The organism is Blastococcus sp. TF02-8 (assembly GCF_003319175.1).
In the GTDB taxonomy this organism is placed as follows: Bacteria; Actinomycetota; Actinomycetes; order Mycobacteriales; family Geodermatophilaceae; genus Blastococcus.
This window is the reverse complement of record NZ_QOHK01000003.1, coordinates 71241-87811: the sequence shown is the minus strand read 5'-3', so window position 1 is coordinate 87811 and position 16571 is coordinate 71241. Positions and strand designations below refer to the sequence as shown.

Here is a 16571-nt window from a genome sequence, read left to right as displayed (position 1 = left end):
CGGTGGCCGCGCTAGCATGGTCACCGGCGAGCCTTCGGGCGCGCTCGTACATCTGTGCGCTGACGACCGCTGGACGACGCCCCCGGGCTGTCTCCCGGGCTGTTGCGAGGCCCGGTTCTGCTGGCCGCGTCGGCGCTGGAACCGATCCCGCGACACCAGAACCGGGACGGGCGCGAGGCGGCGACACCGCTGCCGCAGCCGGTCCCCCAGCAGACCAGAGGCGATTGCACTGACCTCCACCGGAGAGACCCCCACCGACACGAGCACCGTCGAGCTGGAGCACGCCGAGACCGGCGCGCCCGCTCCCGAGGAGCTCGAGCAGACCGTCGAGGAGCTCGGCGGCGCCCCCGTCGCCGAGGACAGCCCGCTGTTCAGCGACTTCGACGTCCACCCCGACATCGTCGCGGCGCTGGCCGACGCCGGGATCACCCGGACCTTCGCCATCCAGGAGCTCACGCTCCCGCTGGCGCTGACCGGGAACGACCTCATCGGCCAGGCCCGCACCGGCACCGGCAAGACCCTCGGCTTCGGCGTCCCGCTGCTCACCCGCGTGACGCCGCCGAGCGAGGGCGCCGACGGCGTGCCGCAGGCGCTGGTCGTCGTCCCCACCCGCGAGCTGTGCGTGCAGGTCGCCCGCGACCTGGGCACCGCCGGCGCGAAGCGCGGGCTGCGCGTCCAGGCCATCTACGGCGGCCGCGCGTTCGAGCCGCAGATCGAGGCGCTGCGCGCCGGTGTCGAGGTCGTCGTCGGCACGCCGGGGCGGCTGCTCGACCTGGCCCAGCGGGGCGACCTGATTCTGGGCAAGGTCAAGGTCCTCGTCCTCGACGAAGCCGACGAGATGCTCGACCTGGGCTTCCTGCCCGACATCGAGCGGGTCCTCGCGATGGTCCCGGAGAAGCGGCAGACGATGCTCTTCTCGGCCACCATGCCCGGCCCGATCGTGACCCTGTCGCGCACGTTCATGACCCAGCCGACGCACATCCGGGCGCACGGCAACGACGAGGGCTCGACCGTTCCGCAGACGACGCAGTTCATCTACCGGGCGCACAACCTGGACAAGCCCGAGCTGCTCTCCCGCGTCCTGCAGGCCCGCGACCGCGGCCTGGCCATGGTCTTCTGCCGCACCAAGCGCACCGCGCAGAAGGTCGCCGACGAGCTGGTCGACCGCGGGTTCGCCGCGGCCGCCGTGCACGGTGACCTCGGGCAGGGCGCTCGCGAGCAGGCGCTGCGCGCGTTCCGCAGCGGCAAGGTCGACGTGCTGGTCGCCACCGACGTCGCCGCCCGCGGCATCGACGTCACCGGCGTGAGCCACGTCGTGAACTACCAGTGCCCCGAGGACGAGAAGACCTACGTGCACCGGATCGGCCGCACCGGCCGCGCCGGCAGCACCGGCGTCGCGGTCACCCTCGTCGACTGGGACGACATCCCGCGCTGGCAGCTGATCAACAAGGCGCTGGACCTGCCCTTCGCCGACCCGCCGGAGACGTACTCCACCTCCCCCTGGGTCTACACCGACCTGGACGTGCCCGAGGGCGCCACGGGCCGGCTGCCCCGCTCGCAGCGCACCCGTGAGGGCCTGGACGCCGAGACCCTCGAGGACCTCGGCGAGACCGGCAAGCGCAACCGCCCGGCAGCCTCCGGTGGTCGTGACTCCGGCGGACGGGGCGACTCGCGCGGCCCGTCCGGCCGGACCGCCGACGAGGAGAAGCCCGCCGGCGGCGGCAAGAGCCGGCCGCGTCGCCGCACCCGCGGTGGCGGCAACGGTGGCAGCGCCGCCGCGGCCGAGGGCTCCGCGCCGGTCGCCGAGTCGGCCGAGGGGTCCGCCGAGCCCAGCAGCCGGCCGCGTCGCCGCCGCCGTCGGGGTGGCGCGGGGCGTGGCGGCTCGGCCGCCGCCTCCGGCACCGACTCCTGAACCGGCGGCCGCGCTGCCCGGGGTGAGCCGCCCGCCGCTGCGGGTGTGGGTCTGGACCGCGGCCACCCTGGCACTCGTCGTCGTCGCCCTGCTCCTCTGGGAGAACTCCGACGCGGCCGCCACCTCCAGCACGACCGCTGCTCCGGCCGACGCCCCCGCGGGGACGCCGGCCGGAGCCGTATCCGCGGCCTGGTCCGCCGACGGCGATCCGCTCCCCCGCCAGGTCGTCGAGGACGCACGGGTGCTGGTCGGGTCCGGGCACGGCGTCCGGGCGCTCGACCCGGCCACCGGCCGGGAGGCCTGGCACTACGTCCGGGACAACGCCCGGCTCTGCGGGCTGACCGCGACCGACGGTGTGGCCGTCGCCGTCTTCCGCACCGCCGACCGCTGCGACGAGGCGGTCGCCCTCGACGCCGACACCGGCGTTCGGAAGTGGACCCGCAACGTGAACTTCCGCGCCGACGCGACCCTCACCTCGACGTCGCGCATCGTGCTGGCCAGCAGCCCGTCGGGGATCGTGACCCTCGACCCGACGGGCAACAACATCCGCTGGCGGTGGGCGGCCCCGCCGGCGTGCGACGTGCTCGGCTCCGCCGCCGGGGACGGCGGGGTCGCCGTCCTCTACCGGTGCCCGGAGGACAGCACCCTCCAGCTGCGCCTGATGGACGGCTTCGACGGCGACGAGCACTGGACGCGCTCCGTGGTCGTCGACGACCCCGACGACGTGGAGCTGCTCGGGGCCGACCGCCTGGTCGGCGTGCGGGCCGGTGACGAGGTGCGGCTGTTCGGCGGCGCCGGCGGCACGCAGCTGACCACCCTCCCGGCCGGGGCGGACCGCGACGTGCGGCAGACCGCCGTCCCGTCGGCGGTCCTGGTGGGTGTCAACGGCACGCTCACCGCCCTGGACCCGTCCACCGGCGCGCGGTCCTGGGAGGCGCCGGCGACCGGGCTGCCCGCGGTCGACGGCGAGGGCACCGTGCTGGCGGTGCCCGACGGCGACGCCATCGTCTACCGCGATCCCGTCAGCGGTGCCGAGCTCAGCCGGTCCACGAGCGCGGAGCTGCCGACAGGCGCGACGGCCACCGTCGTCGGACCGGTGATCGTGCTGCGGCTCGACGACCGGGTGCTGGCCCTCAGCTGATCCACGGCGTCCGCCGCACCGGCGCACCCGGCCAGTGCAGGGTCCGCCCGGCGGCCACGACCGGCCACGCGCCGTCCCGCAGCTCGCCGACCACGCGGACCCTTCCCCGGGTCGGCCCGGCCCAGGCGTCGTCGTCCGCCGTCCAGGTCCAGGCGCTGCCGTCGACGTCGTGCAGCGCCAGCCGTGGGCCGCCGACGTCCACGAGCTGCACCTCGCACACGTGGCGGGCATGCCGGGCCGCGACCCGAGCGGCCGCGCGTGGCACCGACAGCGCCCACCACAGCCAGATGCCGCCGAGCACGCCACCCACCGCGCCCCACAGCAGCAGGTCGCCCCACCACGTGTGCGTCCACCCGGGGTCCTCGTCGTGGCTGCTCACGGCGAGGACGTACGTGGGGTCCTCGGGATCGGCCACCACCACCAGCCGGTCCCCCGGTACGACGTCGTCCTCCTCCGGGAAGGGCAGGAAGAGCACCGCCTCGCGACCGTCCAGCGTCACGGTCACCCGGGGGCCGTCCGACCCGCGGTCGAACGGCGATCTCTCGACGGCCGAGACGGTGGCGGCGCGGTGCGGCTGCTGGTCGATGAGCTCCTGGTCGGAGCGGTAGGAGAAGTGCCCGCCGCCGCCCAGCAGGATCACCGTGGGCAGCACGAGCCAGGCGGTCGCGCGACGCCACCGGTACCGCAGCGCGCGCCTGCGCACGGTCCGCAGCAGGCGGGCGTCGTCCGGCTCGCCGGCGGTCGCCATCGGGTGCCGGGCGGCGCGGGGCCCGTAACGCTCCACGGCGAACCACCACGGCAGCCCCAGAGCCGCGCCGACCCAGGAGAAGTGCTCGGAGAAGAAGAACGTGCCCCAGAGGCGTGGCACGAAGGCGATCGCCGCCCAGACCGAGACGAAGACGGTGATCGCCAGCAGCTGCACCCGGCCGGGAAGGTCCCCGAGGTCGCGCAGCGGCTCCTCCCCCCTCACACGCCCAGTATCGGCCCCCGCCGGGACCACCCCTCGCGGCACGGCGGCGGCGTTCGGGGTTCACTGGGGACCATGGTCCTGCCCGGCGGCTCCGATGCCCTTCCCGTTGACCTCGCCATCGCCCCCGACGACCTTCGGCAGCTCGCCGAGCACGACGCGGCGGCCCGCACCTTCTCCGGAGGGGCCGGACCACTGGCCGCGCTCGACACCGGCGGCGACGCCCGCCGGGGCACCGTGCTCATGGTGGCCGGCTACACCGGGAGCAAGGAGGACTTCGCGCCTCTGCTGAAGCCCCTCGCCGAGGCCGGCTACCGCGTGGTCGCGATCGACCAGCGCGGGCAGTTCGAGTCCCCCGGCCCGGAGGACCCGGCGCAGTACACGGTGGAGATCCTCGGCGGGGACGTCGTAGCCGTGGGCCGGGTGCTGCGCGAGGAGTCCGGTGAGCCGCTGCACCTGGTCGGGCACAGCTTCGGCGGCCTGGTCACCCGCGCGGCGGTGCTCGCCGAGCCGGAGCTCTTCACCTCGTTCACCCTGCTCGGCTCGGGCCCCTCGCACCTGACGGGCCGCCGGGCGGACCTGCTCGACCACCTCGCCCCGTTGCTGGACGCCGGCGGGGTTCCGCTGGTGCACGAGACGCTGGAGCAGGTCGCCATGACCGATCCGAAGGCCCAGGCGGTGCCCGCGCCGACCCGCGAGTTCTACAGCCGGCGCTTCCTGCGCAACTCCGCCGCGGGGCTGCGCGGCATGGCCGACGCGATGCTCGCCGAGCCCGATCGGGTCGCGGAGCTGAAGGCCACGGGGGTCCCCGTGCTGGTCGCGCACGGCGAGGCCGACGACGCCTGGCTCCCCCACGTGCAGGCCGACATGGCGGCACGCCTCGGTGCCCGGCACGAGGTCATCGACAACTCGATCCACTCCCCGGCCGTCGAGAACCCGCCGCGCACCCTCGAGGTGCTGTGCGACTTCTGGGCGAACGTGGTCCCGGCATGACCGCGTTGCCGCGGCCGGGCGACTGGACGGCGGAGGAGGACCGGCTGGGTTTCTTCGGGCCGGACAGCGTGACGTGGCGGGTGCACGCCGACCCCTCGTTCTCCGTCGGCGGGCTGCGTGCGCTGCTGCTGCAGGCGCTGCACCCGGTGGCCATGGACGGCGTCGCCCGGTTCTCCGGAGCCTTCCGCGAGGAACCGTGGCCGCGACTGAACCGGACGGCTGCCTACGTCGACACCATCACCTTCGGCACGCGCACCGAGGCAGTGCGCGCGGTCGCCCGGGTGCGCGGCATCCACCGTCGGCTGGGCGGCACCGAGGAGACGACCGGGCGCGAGTACCGGGTGGACGATCCGGACCTGCTGCTGTGGGTGCACTGCTGCGAGGTCGACTCGCTGCTCACGGCGGCGAGACGCGGCGGGCTCGACCTCTCCGACGACGACGCGGACCGGTACGTGGCGGAGCAGGTGACCGCCGCGGTACTGGTCGGTGTCGAGCGCGCAGATGCGCCTGCCTCGGTCGCCGAGCTGGCGGCGTACTTCGATCGGATGCGACCGCAGCTCGCGGCGACCTCGGCGGCCCGCGACGCCTACCGGCTCGTCGTGCTGCCTCCGATGCCGACGTGGGTGCGCTACCTGACCCCGGCGCAGCCGGCCTGGGGTGGTCTGGCTGCGCTCGCCGTGGCGCTGCTGCCGGCCTGGGCGCGTCGGATGTACTCGCTGCCCGGCCTCGCGCTGACCGACGCCGCCGCCACCGCCGGAGTGCGCGCGTTCCGGCAGGCGACGCTCCGGCTCCCCCGCGCCGCACGCCGCTCGCCCATCGTCTGGGCCGGGATCGACCGGGTCGCGGGCCCTGCGGAGCTCAGCGCCTGAGGGCGGTCCCGGCAGCGGCCCGAGCCTTCCGGTCGGAGCTCGGTCGGGTGGTATCGCTACGGCCACCGCTCGGACCGTGCCCGGCGGGCGTCGTCCACCCGTGCCGGGCGGGAGGGCGTCGCTCGCGACGAGTGCGGCCGACGTTCAAGCGGACCGGGCGAGCGGCATGTCAGGCTGAGCCGGCGTCCTCCTCCGCGAGGAACGCCCACGGTTCCCGCGCCGGGACGGCGGCCTGGCCGGTCGGGCAGCTGGGCCGGAAGTCGCACCACCCGCACTGCACGCCGGGGACGGCCGGGAACGCGGCGTCGCGGTCCTGACCGGCCTCCATCGCCTCGGTCGCGGCCTGGATGTCGATCGCGATGTCCTCGGCCCGCCGGGTGTGGTTGGCCAGCGACCGGTCGGTGTGCTCGAACGCCGCCACCGTCCCCGTCGGCACGTGGTGCAGCTCCACCCGGCTGCACGGGCGGCGCATGGTGCGCCGGACGGCCAGCACGTACAGGGCGAGCGCCTGCGAGCCGCGGGCCTCGTCGTCGGTGCTCGGCGAGCGGCCGGTCTTGTAGTCCACGACGACCAGCTCCCCGTCGCGCTCGTCGATCCGGTCCACCCGGCCCGACAGCGTCATCCGCTCGGTCGTCGTGCTCACCGTGCGCTCGCGCGAACGGGGTTCGTCGGTGGGGTCCACGTCGGCGAGGTAGTCGGTGAGCCAGCCGGCGGCCTTCGCCCGCCAGCGGTCGGACTGCTCGTCGTCGCGGAAGCCGGCCGGAGCCCACGCCGCGTACAGCAGCTGGCGCGCCGCGGCCGGGGTGCGCCGCTCGAGGGGCAGGTCCCACCACGAGGAGAGCACCTGGTGCAGCGCGGTGCCGACCGTGTGGTGGGCGAAGCGCGGGCCGCGCGCCGGGACCGGCCGGTCGACGTTGGCGAACCGGTAGCGGCGCGGGCAGTCGGAGAAGTCGGCCAGCGACTTCGGCGAGGCGCGCAGCAGCCGCCGCGGCATGCCGGGCAGCACGGCGTCGCCACCGTCCGAGGGATTGCGCATGCGGCCACGGTAGCGGCGGCCGGCGACGGTTCAGTCGCGCAGCGGGGACGTGCCCGTCCCGGCGGCCACCAACCGCTCGTACTGTGCGGGATCGGTGGTGCAGGCACCGATCGGCGTCGCCTTGTTCGTGCCGTGGTAGTCGCTGGACCCGGTTGCGATCAGGTCCAGCTCCCCGGCCAGCCGCCGCAGGTGCGCCCGCTCCCCGTCGTCGTGGTCGGGGTGGTCGACCTCCAGCCCGAGCAGCCCGGCGTCGGCCATCACGGCGATCGCGTCGTCCCCCACGACGCGTCCCCGCTTGGTCGCCCGTCCGTGCGCGAAGACCGGCACCCCGCCTGCCGCGCGGACCAGCTCGATCCCCTGGCGGACGTCGGTGTCGGCCTTGGCCACGTAGTAGGAGCTGCGGTGGTGCAGCAGCGTGCCGAAGGCCTCCTCCACCGAGCCCACCACGCCTCCGCGCACCAGCGCACCGGCGATGTGCGGGCGGCCCACGACCCCGCCCGCGGCATGCGTGACCAGCTCGTCCCAGTCCACCGGGTGCCCGTCCGCGGCCAGAGCGCGCACGATCCGCTCCGCACGCTCGAGCCGCTCGTCGCGCAGGCGCGCGCGCTCGGCGGCGAACGCCGGATGCAGCGGATCGAAGAGGTAGGCGAGCAGGTGCACGCTGATCGGCGGCTCGTCGTCCGGGAACCAGCGGCAGGACATCTCCATGCCGGGGACGACGGTCAGCCCGGAGGGGCGCGCCGCCTCGGCCGCCGCCCAGCCCCCGGTCGTGTCGTGATCGGTCAGCGCGACGACGTCGAGCCCCGCCTCCCGCGCGGAGGCGAGCAGCTCGGCTGGGCTCTCGGTGCCGTCGGAGACCGAGGAGTGGGTGTGCAGGTCGATCCGCATCACCGCCCAGCCTGCCCCACTGCGCCGGACCGCACCGGGCGGGATCAGCCCTGCCGCGGGGGGAGGCCGGTGATCGGCTCGGTGTCGCGGCGCTGCGTCCCGGCCGCCGGAGCGGCAGCAACCTCCGACTCGCCCTCGTCCTCCGCGACCAGGCTGCCGGCATCGCGCGGGAAGAGCAGGGCGCTCACCTTCTGGTACAGGTCCCCGGCGTTGGGCAGGAACGTCGTCTCCGACAGCGCCTGCTGCTGGCCGGCGGACTCGAAGCGGAAGGTGCCGTATCCCAGGAGCTGGCCGCCGAGGGTCTCCTTGTAGGTCAGGTCGGTGATCCGGCGCAGGGGCAGCAGGGTCACCGTCCGGACGATCACGCCCGAGGTCAGCAGGACACGGCGCCTGCTCACGATGAAGTGCCGCATCCACCACTCGCCGATCCGCAGCGCGTACACGACCAGCGCGACGAGGAGCACCAGCATCCCGACGGTGCTGGTGAACCGGTTGTCCGGATCGAGCAGGAGGAGCCAGCCGCCCACCACGGCGACCGGCAGGAACCGCAGGGTGGGCCCGATCAGGACCGCCCAGTGCCGGCGCGTGGCGACCACCGCCCGCTCGCCCGGTAGCAGGTACTTGCGGACGTCCTTGGCCGCCCGGGCCGGAAGTTCGCCCAGGTCGACGGGGTCCGGCCCGTCCGCCGGCTCGGGCGAGCCCACGGTCAGACCAGGGAGCCGACGAACTCGGACAGGGAGGACGCCGCGCTGCCCAGCGCCTCACCGGCGTTGCGCACCAGCTGCGCCGAGGCCTCGGGCTGCTGGATGACGTAGAAGAGCACGAAGGCGACGACCACCCAGGTGAGGACCTTCTTGAGGTTCACCGCCACCTCCAGGGGTGTGAGTGCACGGGGCAGGACCAGCCTGCACGGACAGCCCGCCGGTGCGGCGGACGCGTTCGTCCCATGGGTAACACAGGCCCCACGGGCTCCAGGCCCGACGCGCCGATCATGGAGGAGCCCGTCCGGTTCCGGTCCTGTGTCGGTCAGCTGCCGGGCAGCAGGTGCTCCCCGGGCGGCCCCAGCGGGAGGTCCGGGTAGATGCGTTCGCGCAGGTCCAGCAGCTCCAGCTGCTCGGCAAGCAGCCACGCCGCGTTCATGGGCCACATGACCAGCCACAGCCAGACCCCGTAGGCCTCGCCGACGAACGCGGCCCGGTCGTCGGTGGTGGGCACGGTCCACAGCGGGGCGCGCTGGCCCGCCGCCTTGACGTCGACCGCGCTGGGACCGGAGATCACGTCGCCCGGATCCAGACCGGGCAGGCCGGCGTAACCGCACCCCACGCCGCTTCCAGGCTCCTCGGCCACCAGCACCAGCTCTGCCGACCCGCCGAGAGGGGCCGGTCCGGCACAGTCGACGACGATCGCCCGCGCGCCCGGCTCCCCGCCCCACGCCAGCCCCGTGACGGCCCATCCCGCGGGCATCGGGTCGGGCACCCAGGCCGGGACCCGGGCGTCGGCGGTGACCGCCGCGATCGCGTCGTGCGCGACCAGCGCCGTGTGGTGCAGGGGGATGACGGCGCCGTGCACGTGGCACCAGGCGTGCGGCTCCGACCCGAGGCGGGCGGCCAGCAGCTCGCCGCACCGGGGGCAGACCGGGGAGGCACTCATCGGGGTCAACCGTCGCGGGAAGCCGCCCGCTCGTCAAGCGCAGGCGACCGACCCGCTGCGTAGCCTCCGGGGGTGGCCGCAGCCGATCGGGACGACGTCCGACCGGTCGTGCCCTGCGTCGGCGCGATCGTGCACGACGGCGCTCGTCGCCTGCTGGTGGTCCGCCGCGGCCAGGACCCCGGCCGCGGTCTGTGGTCGGTGCCGGGTGGTCGGGTGGAGCCGGGCGAGACCTTCCGGGAGGCGGTCGAGCGCGAGGTCCTCGAGGAGACCGGCCTGCGGGTGCGCGCCGGGCACGAGGTGGGCCGGATCCGGATCGCGGGCGCCGGCATCGACTACGACGTCGCCGACCTGGCGTGCACGCTGGTCGGCGACGACGTCGAGCCGGTCGCCGGGGACGACGCGACGGACGCCCGGTTCGTGGACGCCGCCGCGCTCGGCGGGCTGGCCTGCACGCCGGGGCTGGTCGAGACACTGGCCGGCTGGGGCGTGCTCCCGCACTGACCGGCCGGCCCGCCCCGGCCGCAGTTCGGCCTCGCTCAGCCGCGGGGCGTGGGCTCCGGGCGCCCCGGCTGCTCGCCGCCGCGGGCCTCGCCGTAGGAGCGCTTGGGCACCATGACCTTGCGGCGGAAGATGCAGACGACCGTGCCGTCCTGCTTGTAGCCGATGGTCTCGACGTAGACGACGCCCCGGTCGTCCTTGGACTTCGACGGCGTCTTGTCCAGCACGGTGGTCTCGCCGTAGATGGTGTCGCCGTGGAAGGTCGGCGCCACGTGCCGCAGCGACTCGATCTCCAGGTTGGCGATGGCCTTGCCCGAGACGTCGGGCACGCTCATGCCGAGCAGCAGCGAGTAGATGTAGTTCCCGACCACGACGTTCTTGCCGAAGTCGGTGGTCTTCTCCGCGTAGTTCACGTCCATGTGCAGCGGGTGGTGGTTCATCGTGAGCAGGCAGAACAGGTGGTCGTCGTACTCGGTGACGGTCTTCCCGGGCCAGTGCTTGTAGACGGCCCCGACCTCGAACTCCTCGTAGTACCGACCGAACTGCATGTGCTCGCTCCCGACCTCGACGCTGTGGACGGGTCGTGATCTTACGGATGCGGTCCGGTGCCGCACCCGCGGACGGCCCGCTCCCCCGGCCTCAGAGGAGTTCGAGGAACGGGCCGATCTCCTGCGAGGCGTACCAGCCGAGCTCGCGCCCCTCGGCCTGGTCGACGACGAACTGGGAGTCCTCGCTGCCGAGGTCGGCCTCGAGCACCACGTTCACCGCCGCGCGGACGTCGTCCTCGGCCTCGGCGTCGTCGATGTGCGCGCTGGCCACGTCCGCCATCCGCACCTCGGAGGCCAGCCGGGCCGCGCCGCGCTCCACGTGCGGGTCGTCCATCGGCGTGACCGCGTCGTCGGGGACGTCCACGGCGAGCACCACGCGGCGCCGGGCGGCCAGCGGGTCGATGTCCAGCAACCGCAGGCTGGCGCGTGCCGCGGTCAGCAGCGCCGCGTACTCCAGCTCCTCGGTGTCGGCCTCGGCCTCGCTGAGCGCGTAGAACTCCCGCAGCTGCGGGGTGACCGCGAAGACGGTCTGCGGAGCGGGCAGGCGCCCCTCGTCGACCAGCGTCCGGAGCACGTTCGTCGTGGCCGGCAGGTACACGCGCACCCGGCATCCCCCTTCGTCGATGGACGGGGGAACGGTATCCGGCCGGTCAGGACGAGGTCTCGACCAGCTCCGCGACCTCCTGCTCGACCATGTCGGCGAGCACGTCGACGTCGCCCACGCTGTCCCGGTCGGCGTTGAAGCCGAAGAACACCGTGCCGTCGTAGGAGGTCATGCCGATCGAGAGGCCCTGGCCGCGAGCCAGGGGCACCACCGGGAACACCTCCTGCATCCGCCCCCCGGCGGCGTACAGCGGCACCTGCGGGCCGGGGACGTTGGTGACGACGACGTTGAACAGCCGCCGCGAGAGACCGCGCGCGGCGCGCGCGCCGAGCGCGTGCAGGGTCGACGGCGCGAACCCGCTGAGCGCGATGAGGCTGTCGGCGCCCACGGACTCGCCGTGCTGGGTGACGCCGCGCATCGCGTAGGTGAGCCGGGCCAGGCGCACGCGCGGATTCGGCTCACCCACCGGCAGGTCGACCAGGTGCGAGGTGACCCGACTGCCGGGCGCGCCCTCGTCGTCCTGCACGGAGACGGGGACCAGCGCCCGGACCGAGGTGCCCGAGACCACCGGTTCCCCGCGGGAGAGCAGCCACTCGCGCAGCGCACCGGTGACGACGGTGAGCAGGACGTCGTTCACGGTTCCGCCGTGGGCCTTGCGCACCCGCTTGAGGTCGTCGAGGTCGGCGGTGGCGACGGCGACCCGCCGCTGCCGACCGATCGGCGCGTTCAGCGGGCTGTTCGGCGCCGGCAGGATCGCCGAGCGGGCGGTGCGCAGCACTCCCCCGGCGATCCCGCCCAGGCGTGCGGCCGTGGTCCGCCCGTCGGTCACCGCGGCGCGGACGGCGTCGACCACCGAGGTGGGCCGACGCCGGTACTCGTCCAGCGCGGACCGCACCAGCTCCAGGCCCGAGGGCAGCGGCTGGGGACGCCAGTCCACCGGCTCCGGCTCGGACGCGTCCGGCGAGGGGTCGAGCAGCACCTGGCCGATGTCGACGGCGCTCAGCCCGTCGACCAGCGCCGGATGGGTCTTGGTCACCACCGCCACCCGGCCCCCGGCGAGCCCGTCGACCAGGTAGGCCTCCCAGAGGGGGCGGTTGCGGTCCAGCGGGCGGGAGGTCAGGCGGGAGACCAGCTCCAGGAGCTGGGTGCGGGTGCCCGGCCGGGGCAGCCCCGACCGACGCAGGTGGTAGCCGATGTCGAACTCGGGGTCGTCGACCCACACCGGGTTCGCGAGCTGCCCGGGCACCTCGAGGACCCGCTGGCGGTATCGGGGAACCAGGGCGAGCCGGGCCGCGATCAGGGACTCCAGCGCGTCGACCCCGGCCGGTGGCGGGTCGAGGACGAGCACCCCGCCCACGTGCATCGGCGTTCCGGGTTCCTCCAGGTAGAGGAAGGACGCGTCCAGGGTGCTGAGCCGCTCGACCATCGCTCTCCTCAACCGACGTGGGACCTCACGCTACGTCGCGGGACCCGTCCCCGACATCCCGGCGGTCAGCCCGGCCGCCGGGCGCGCAGCCCGCGCCGTCCGGCGGCGGGTCGCGGCACTCCGGCGAGATCGGCGGCCAGGGCCCGCAGACCGGCGCGCAGCGGCGAGCCGGGGGCCACCTCCGCGAGGGTCCGCCCGGCTGCCAGCACCGCGTCGGTCGCCGCCCGGTCCGCCGGCAGCAGGACCCGCGGTCGCCGCCCGGTGAACCGCTCCAGCGCCGCGGACACCTCCGCCTCCGGGTCGCCGGGCACCGGCCCGCGCCGCAGCTGGTTGACCACCAGCACCGGCTCGGCGTCGGGCAGCACCTCGCGCAGCTGGTCGAGCGCGCGCACGCAGCGCTGCAGCGCGACCGGGTCGGCGCCGGTCACGCAGAGCACCGTGTCGGCCTCCTCGAGGACGGCCAGCGTCGCCCCGTTGCGCCGGGGCGCGGCGGTGTCGAACGAGAGCTCCTCGTCGTCCTCGACGCCGAAGGCGCAGTCGACGACCGTGAGGTCGGCCAGGCGACGGCCCTCCTCCAGCACGGTGGCGACGGCGGAGGGGCGCAGCTCCGGCCACCGGTCGGCCCGGGCGAGGCCGGTCAGCACCCGCAGCTGCGGGCGGACGGCCCAGGCGAGGCGGGCCAGGGCCGCGGCGTCCAGCGTGCCGCCACCGGCGAGCCGGGCGGCGCCGGCCAGCCCCGGCGACTCGTCCAGCAGCCCCAGGACCTGGGCGACCACGCCGCCGTAGACGTCGGCGTCCACGAGCAGCGTGCCGACGCCCAACCGCGCCGCCTCGTCGGCCAGGCCCACGGCCACGGTGGTGCGCCCCGGTGCGCCGGTCGCCCCCCAGACCGCGACCACCCGGCCCCGGCCGCCCGGTCCGGCAGCGGGCAGCTCGGGCTCGGCCGTCACGGGAAGAGCGGCGCGCGGATCGGCGACGTCGCGACCGGGATCGGGTACACCGGCGACGGCGTCGCGCAGCGCGGCGGCGATCACCTCCGGGTCGGCGTCGGCGGGGAGCACCTGGGCGACCCCGAGCTGGCGCAGCCGTCGGGCCGCAGCGTCGTCCCCGGGCTCCACCAGGCCGACGACCGCCACGCCGGCGGCGTGCAAGCGGGCCACCGCGTCGCCGTCGAGTCGGCGCAGCTCGGCCGAGAGCAGGGCCGCCTGACCCGTACCGGTGGCGGCCGCGGCCAGCAGCTCCGCGACGTCGACGCAGCGCCGGACGACGGTGACCCCGTGCGCGTCGCGGTCGAGCGCCCCGACGAGCTCGGACTCCCAGCCGGCCCCGGTGACCGCGGTGAAGACCTGCACGGCCATCAGCCGGCCGGTCCTGCCGGGGCGGGAGCGGGAGCCGGCGCGGGGACCGGAGCGGGCGCGGGCGCGGGCGCGGGGGACGCCGACGGGGACGCGGACGGGCGGCCGGCGCCTCCGGCACGGGCACGCTCCGCGGCGGCGGCGGAGGTGTCGACCGAGTCGTGCGCGACCACCACCAGCGGCCGCCCGGCGATCGCCGCGAGGACGCCGGCCGCCTCGTCCGAGGGCACCCGCACGACCACCTGGACCGTGGACGACGGGGTGGAGAGGACCCCCTCGGAGTTGCCCGACGTGGCCTGCACCGGCGCCGCGGAGACGACGAGGGAGACACTGCCGACCGCCTGCCCCGTGGCGCCGGCGGCCGGATCGGCGACGGCGTAGACGTCGATCAGCCGGCCGCGCGCGAGACCCGGCGGCACGAAGGCCGCCTGGACCGGGAGGGAGACCTGCACCAGGTCCTCGGGCTCCTCGAGCGCCGTCCGCGGCAGGAGTTCTCCCGCGCCGACCGCCCGGGACAGCACGCTGCCCGCCGGCCGGACGCTCCCGGAGAGGTAGGCCGAGGCCGCGTCGTCCAGCCGGACGTCGACGACGACCAGGTCCTCGGCGGTGAGCTCGGTCCCCGCGGCCAGGTCGCGCGCGGCGCTCCACACGGGGACGGTGGCGTCGGCGGCGCTGATCACCCGCGCACCGAGCAGCACCGAGCCGAGGACGAGCAGCGCACCGAGCACCAGGCGAAGGTCCAGCCAGCCGGGGGCCTTCACCCTCCGCGGCGTGGGGCCGGCAGGCAGGTCCGCGGTCTCCGGCACGGGGACCGGACTCCGGAGGGCGGTCACGGCGCCTCACCTCTTCCAGCACGTCGAGCGCCCGGACGGGCGCGTTGACACGCCGTTGCACGGTGCCGACGACGTTCGGACGCCGATGATGCGACACGGACCCGTTTCCGTGCATCCGCCATCCACACGTTCGGGTGTGGACGGACGCACACGTTCCCCGGCGCGGCTGACACACTGGGCGGCGACCGGATGGAGACGCCGATGCCCACGCCCCGCTTCCTGACCCTCGACGACGTCGCGGAGATCCTCAACGTGTCGTGGTCGCAGGCCTATGCGCTGGTCCGGCGCAAGGAGCTGATCGCGATCCAGATCGGCGGCCGCGGGCAGTGGCGCATCGAGGTCGACGAGCTCGAGCGCTTCATCCAGCAGAAGTACGCCGAGGCGCGCGCGGGCACCGTGCCCGAGGAGCCGGCCACCGCTCCCACCGACGCGCCGGCCGCCGAGCAGCGAGTCTGAGCGTCAGTCCCACCCCGGCAGCAGGGTCCGCACCACGGCCACCGCGTCGATGACCAGCGCGTGCACCTCGCGCACCGCCGCTGCCCGGCGCGGCTCGTCGGCCGGGTGCTCGGCCAGCTCGAGGTAGTCCGCGCCGACCCGGTCGACCGTTCCGGTCAGCGCCGTCCCGTCGTCGAGCACCACCTGCACCGCGCTCCGGTCGCGGGCCAGTCCCCGGAGGGCCCGGCGCAGGTCCAGTCGCGCACGGACCGGACCGTCCTCCTCCGCCGGCGCGCTCCGCCGCCCCAGGCCGGAGACCGCCCGCACGGCGGCCACGGCCACCAGCTGGTCCCGGTTCCGCTCGTCGGCCAGGAGCAGCCAGTCGCTGCCCGTCTCGACGAGCACCCCGGTCACCCGGCCGGCTCCGCGGCAGCTGAGCGCGAGCGGCGTACCGAGCGCGCCACCGAGCCGGTCGGCGAGCCGCACGGCACCCATCTCGGCACGGGCGCGCGAGGCGTGCTCGGCCCGGGCCTCGGCGTCCTCCGCAGCCTCGAACTGCGCCTGGAGGTCCGCGAACAGCTGCTGCCATCGCATGCCGACAGCCTAGATCGTCTCTAGTACTTGCGTTTGCTTGCGTTTGATTGCTTTAGTGTGGCCCTGTCGATGATCTTGGAGGGGCGATGTCACCGCGACGACTGCTCGCAACGGCTCTCACCATGGCCGCCGGAGCCGCGCTGCTCACGGTGCTGACGCCATCGGTCGGGTCGAGCGCCGAGGCCTTCGCCCACCCGCAGACGACGGTGGACGCCCTCGGGGCAGATGCCCTCGTGCTCCACCTCGCCGGCCTGCTCGCGTGGCTCGTGTGGGCGTGGGGCGTTCTCGGCCTCGCACTGACCGGGCTGGCCGCCGTCCCCGGCCTGGCCGGCGACGCGGCCCGAACCCTGCTGGGTCGTCTCCTCCCCGCGGGGGCCCGCCGCGCCGCCGCCCTCGCGCTCGGCGTGGGCCTGGGCATCACCCCGCCCGCGCTCGGTCTCGCGGTGGTGGTCGCCGTCCCCGCCGTCGCCTCGGCGCAGGAGACAACGGGTGCGGTCCCGGACTGGCCCGGACCGGCTCCGACCACGCCGGCACCCGCGGTGCCGGCTCAGGTCACGCCGGCCGCCGAGCGGACGCTGCCCGACTGGCCCGAGGCTCCGGCCGCCGGAGGACACGTGGTGCTGCGCGGCGACTGCCTCTGGGACATCGCCGGACGACGGCTCGCCGACGCGACCGGCACCACGCCCACCACCGCCGACGTCGCCCGTGCCGTGCAGGGCTGGTGGCAGGCCAACGCCGACGTGATCGGGCCCGACCCCGACCTCCTCCTGCCCGGCCAGGTCCTGCGCCCGCCGGTCCCCTGACCCCTCGCCCGCCCACCTG

The 16571-nt window shown here is 75.3% G+C and carries 19 protein-coding genes; 7 read left to right on the top strand and 12 right to left on the bottom strand.

The annotated features are described in order from the left end of the window. Positions 1 to 16: 16 nt before the first annotated feature. Together DQ237_RS07485 and DQ237_RS07480 are read left to right on the top strand one after the other, a co-directional pair. Positions 17 to 1912, top strand: coding sequence for a DEAD/DEAH box helicase (locus DQ237_RS07485; RefSeq protein WP_240619476.1), 1896 nt, complete (start codon positions 17 to 19; stop codon positions 1910 to 1912). Between the two features lie 22 nt (positions 1913 to 1934). Further along, positions 1935 to 3053: a PQQ-binding-like beta-propeller repeat protein gene (locus tag DQ237_RS07480; RefSeq protein ID WP_113799373.1), complete on the top strand. Its 1119-nt coding sequence runs from the start codon at positions 1935 to 1937 to the stop codon at positions 3051 to 3053. On the opposite strand, the gene DQ237_RS07475 is transcribed toward DQ237_RS07480, so the two are convergent. Then, a complete protein-coding gene (locus DQ237_RS07475) occupies positions 3046 to 4023 on the bottom strand; it encodes a hypothetical protein (RefSeq protein ID WP_147251760.1) in 978 nt (325 codons plus the stop codon). The two genes, DQ237_RS07480 and DQ237_RS07475, sit on opposite strands and share 8 nt — an antisense overlap. Positions 4024 to 4095: 72 nt before the next feature. Between DQ237_RS07475 and DQ237_RS07470 the strand changes: the two genes are divergently transcribed. Together DQ237_RS07470 and DQ237_RS07465 are read left to right on the top strand one after the other, a co-directional pair. Further along, positions 4096 to 5013, top strand: coding sequence for an alpha/beta fold hydrolase (locus tag DQ237_RS07470; RefSeq protein WP_113798737.1), 918 nt, complete (start codon positions 4096 to 4098; stop codon positions 5011 to 5013). Then, positions 5010 to 5882, top strand: a complete 873-nt coding sequence (locus DQ237_RS07465; RefSeq protein ID WP_113798735.1) for an oxygenase MpaB family protein — start codon at positions 5010 to 5012, stop codon at positions 5880 to 5882. The genes DQ237_RS07470 and DQ237_RS07465 overlap by 4 nt, the downstream gene beginning before the upstream one ends. 169 nt (positions 5883 to 6051) lie before the next feature. Here DQ237_RS07465 and DQ237_RS07460 read toward each other — a convergent pair whose 3' ends face one another. The 5 genes from DQ237_RS07460 to DQ237_RS07445 form a co-directional block, all read right to left on the bottom strand. Then, the gene (locus DQ237_RS07460; RefSeq protein ID WP_240619475.1) at positions 6052 to 6918 is read right to left on the bottom strand and encodes a PD-(D/E)XK nuclease family protein; all 867 of its coding nucleotides are present in this window, start codon (positions 6916 to 6918) and stop codon (positions 6052 to 6054) included. A gap of 30 nt (positions 6919 to 6948) precedes the next feature. Beyond that, positions 6949 to 7806 (bottom strand): PHP domain-containing protein, encoded by an 858-nt coding sequence (locus DQ237_RS07455; RefSeq protein ID WP_113798733.1) that lies wholly within the window; start codon positions 7804 to 7806, stop codon positions 6949 to 6951. A gap of 44 nt (positions 7807 to 7850) precedes the next feature. Then, entirely contained in the window at positions 7851 to 8510 is a 660-nt protein-coding gene (locus DQ237_RS07450; RefSeq protein WP_240619474.1) for a PH domain-containing protein, read from the bottom strand. A gap of 2 nt (positions 8511 to 8512) precedes the next feature. Then, a complete protein-coding gene (locus tag DQ237_RS19680; RefSeq protein WP_166509540.1) occupies positions 8513 to 8671 on the bottom strand; it encodes a hypothetical protein in 159 nt (52 codons plus the stop codon). Between the two features lie 161 nt (positions 8672 to 8832). Next, on the bottom strand, positions 8833 to 9456 hold the full coding sequence (locus DQ237_RS07445; RefSeq protein ID WP_113798731.1) for a DUF6758 family protein: 624 nt from the start codon (positions 9454 to 9456) through the stop codon (positions 8833 to 8835). A gap of 72 nt (positions 9457 to 9528) precedes the next feature. On the opposite strand from DQ237_RS07445, the gene DQ237_RS07440 reads away from it, so the two are divergent. Next, positions 9529 to 9957 (top strand): NUDIX domain-containing protein, encoded by a 429-nt coding sequence (locus DQ237_RS07440; protein ID WP_113798729.1) that lies wholly within the window; start codon positions 9529 to 9531, stop codon positions 9955 to 9957. A 35-nt stretch (positions 9958 to 9992) separates the two neighbouring features. On the opposite strand, the gene DQ237_RS07435 is transcribed toward DQ237_RS07440, so the two are convergent. The 5 genes from DQ237_RS07435 to DQ237_RS07415 form a co-directional block, all read right to left on the bottom strand. Then, positions 9993 to 10502, bottom strand: a complete 510-nt coding sequence (locus DQ237_RS07435) for a MaoC family dehydratase (RefSeq protein ID WP_113798727.1) — start codon at positions 10500 to 10502, stop codon at positions 9993 to 9995. 91 nt (positions 10503 to 10593) lie between these two features. Beyond that, positions 10594 to 11106, bottom strand: a complete 513-nt coding sequence (locus DQ237_RS07430; RefSeq protein WP_113798725.1) for a hypothetical protein — start codon at positions 11104 to 11106, stop codon at positions 10594 to 10596. A gap of 46 nt (positions 11107 to 11152) precedes the next feature. Further along, positions 11153 to 12532 carry a wax ester/triacylglycerol synthase family O-acyltransferase gene (locus DQ237_RS07425; RefSeq protein ID WP_113798723.1) on the bottom strand — a complete coding sequence of 460 codons (1380 nt, stop codon included), beginning with the start codon at positions 12530 to 12532 and terminating at the stop codon, positions 11153 to 11155. Between the two features lie 65 nt (positions 12533 to 12597). Next, positions 12598 to 13890, bottom strand: coding sequence for a chromosome partitioning protein (locus DQ237_RS07420; RefSeq protein WP_113798721.1), 1293 nt, complete (start codon positions 13888 to 13890; stop codon positions 12598 to 12600). Beyond that, positions 13890 to 14720, bottom strand: coding sequence for an SAF domain-containing protein (locus tag DQ237_RS07415; RefSeq protein WP_113798719.1), 831 nt, complete (start codon positions 14718 to 14720; stop codon positions 13890 to 13892). The genes DQ237_RS07420 and DQ237_RS07415 overlap by 1 nt, the downstream gene beginning before the upstream one ends. A gap of 201 nt (positions 14721 to 14921) precedes the next feature. On the opposite strand from DQ237_RS07415, the gene DQ237_RS07410 reads away from it, so the two are divergent. Beyond that, positions 14922 to 15176: a helix-turn-helix domain-containing protein gene (locus DQ237_RS07410; protein ID WP_113799367.1), complete on the top strand. Its 255-nt coding sequence runs from the start codon at positions 14922 to 14924 to the stop codon at positions 15174 to 15176. Positions 15177 to 15179: 3 nt separating this feature from the next. On the opposite strand, the gene DQ237_RS07405 is transcribed toward DQ237_RS07410, so the two are convergent. Then, complete coding sequence (locus tag DQ237_RS07405; RefSeq protein WP_113798717.1) at positions 15180 to 15749, bottom strand: hypothetical protein; 570 nt, start codon at positions 15747 to 15749, stop codon at positions 15180 to 15182. 86 nt (positions 15750 to 15835) lie between these two features. On the opposite strand from DQ237_RS07405, the gene DQ237_RS07400 reads away from it, so the two are divergent. Beyond that, positions 15836 to 16552: a LysM peptidoglycan-binding domain-containing protein gene (locus DQ237_RS07400; protein WP_113798715.1), complete on the top strand. Its 717-nt coding sequence runs from the start codon at positions 15836 to 15838 to the stop codon at positions 16550 to 16552. Positions 16553 to 16571: the final 19 nt, after the last annotated feature.

Excerpts from the sequence above, each read along its gene's own strand:
- DQ237_RS07485 (WP_240619476.1), top strand. The coding sequence starts at position 17 with ATGGTCACCGGCGAGCCTTCGGGCGCGCTCGTACATCTGTGCGCTGAC.
- DQ237_RS07470 (WP_113798737.1), top strand. The coding sequence starts at position 4,096 with ATGGTCCTGCCCGGCGGCTCCGATGCCCTTCCCGTTGACCTCGCCATC.
- DQ237_RS07465 (WP_113798735.1), top strand. The coding sequence starts at position 5,010 with ATGACCGCGTTGCCGCGGCCGGGCGACTGGACGGCGGAGGAGGACCGG.
- DQ237_RS07460 (WP_240619475.1), bottom strand. The coding sequence starts at position 6,918 with ATGCGCAATCCCTCGGACGGTGGCGACGCCGTGCTGCCCGGCATGCCG.
- DQ237_RS07455 (WP_113798733.1), bottom strand. The coding sequence starts at position 7,806 with ATGCGGATCGACCTGCACACCCACTCCTCGGTCTCCGACGGCACCGAG.
- DQ237_RS07445 (WP_113798731.1), bottom strand. The coding sequence starts at position 9,456 with ATGAGTGCCTCCCCGGTCTGCCCCCGGTGCGGCGAGCTGCTGGCCGCC.
- DQ237_RS07435 (WP_113798727.1), bottom strand. The coding sequence starts at position 10,502 with ATGCAGTTCGGTCGGTACTACGAGGAGTTCGAGGTCGGGGCCGTCTAC.
- DQ237_RS07425 (WP_113798723.1), bottom strand. The coding sequence starts at position 12,532 with ATGGTCGAGCGGCTCAGCACCCTGGACGCGTCCTTCCTCTACCTGGAG.
- DQ237_RS07420 (WP_113798721.1), bottom strand. The coding sequence starts at position 13,890 with ATGGCCGTGCAGGTCTTCACCGCGGTCACCGGGGCCGGCTGGGAGTCC.
- DQ237_RS07410 (WP_113799367.1), top strand. The coding sequence starts at position 14,922 with ATGCCCACGCCCCGCTTCCTGACCCTCGACGACGTCGCGGAGATCCTC.
- DQ237_RS07405 (WP_113798717.1), bottom strand. The coding sequence starts at position 15,749 with ATGCGATGGCAGCAGCTGTTCGCGGACCTCCAGGCGCAGTTCGAGGCT.
- DQ237_RS07400 (WP_113798715.1), top strand. The coding sequence starts at position 15,836 with ATGTCACCGCGACGACTGCTCGCAACGGCTCTCACCATGGCCGCCGGA.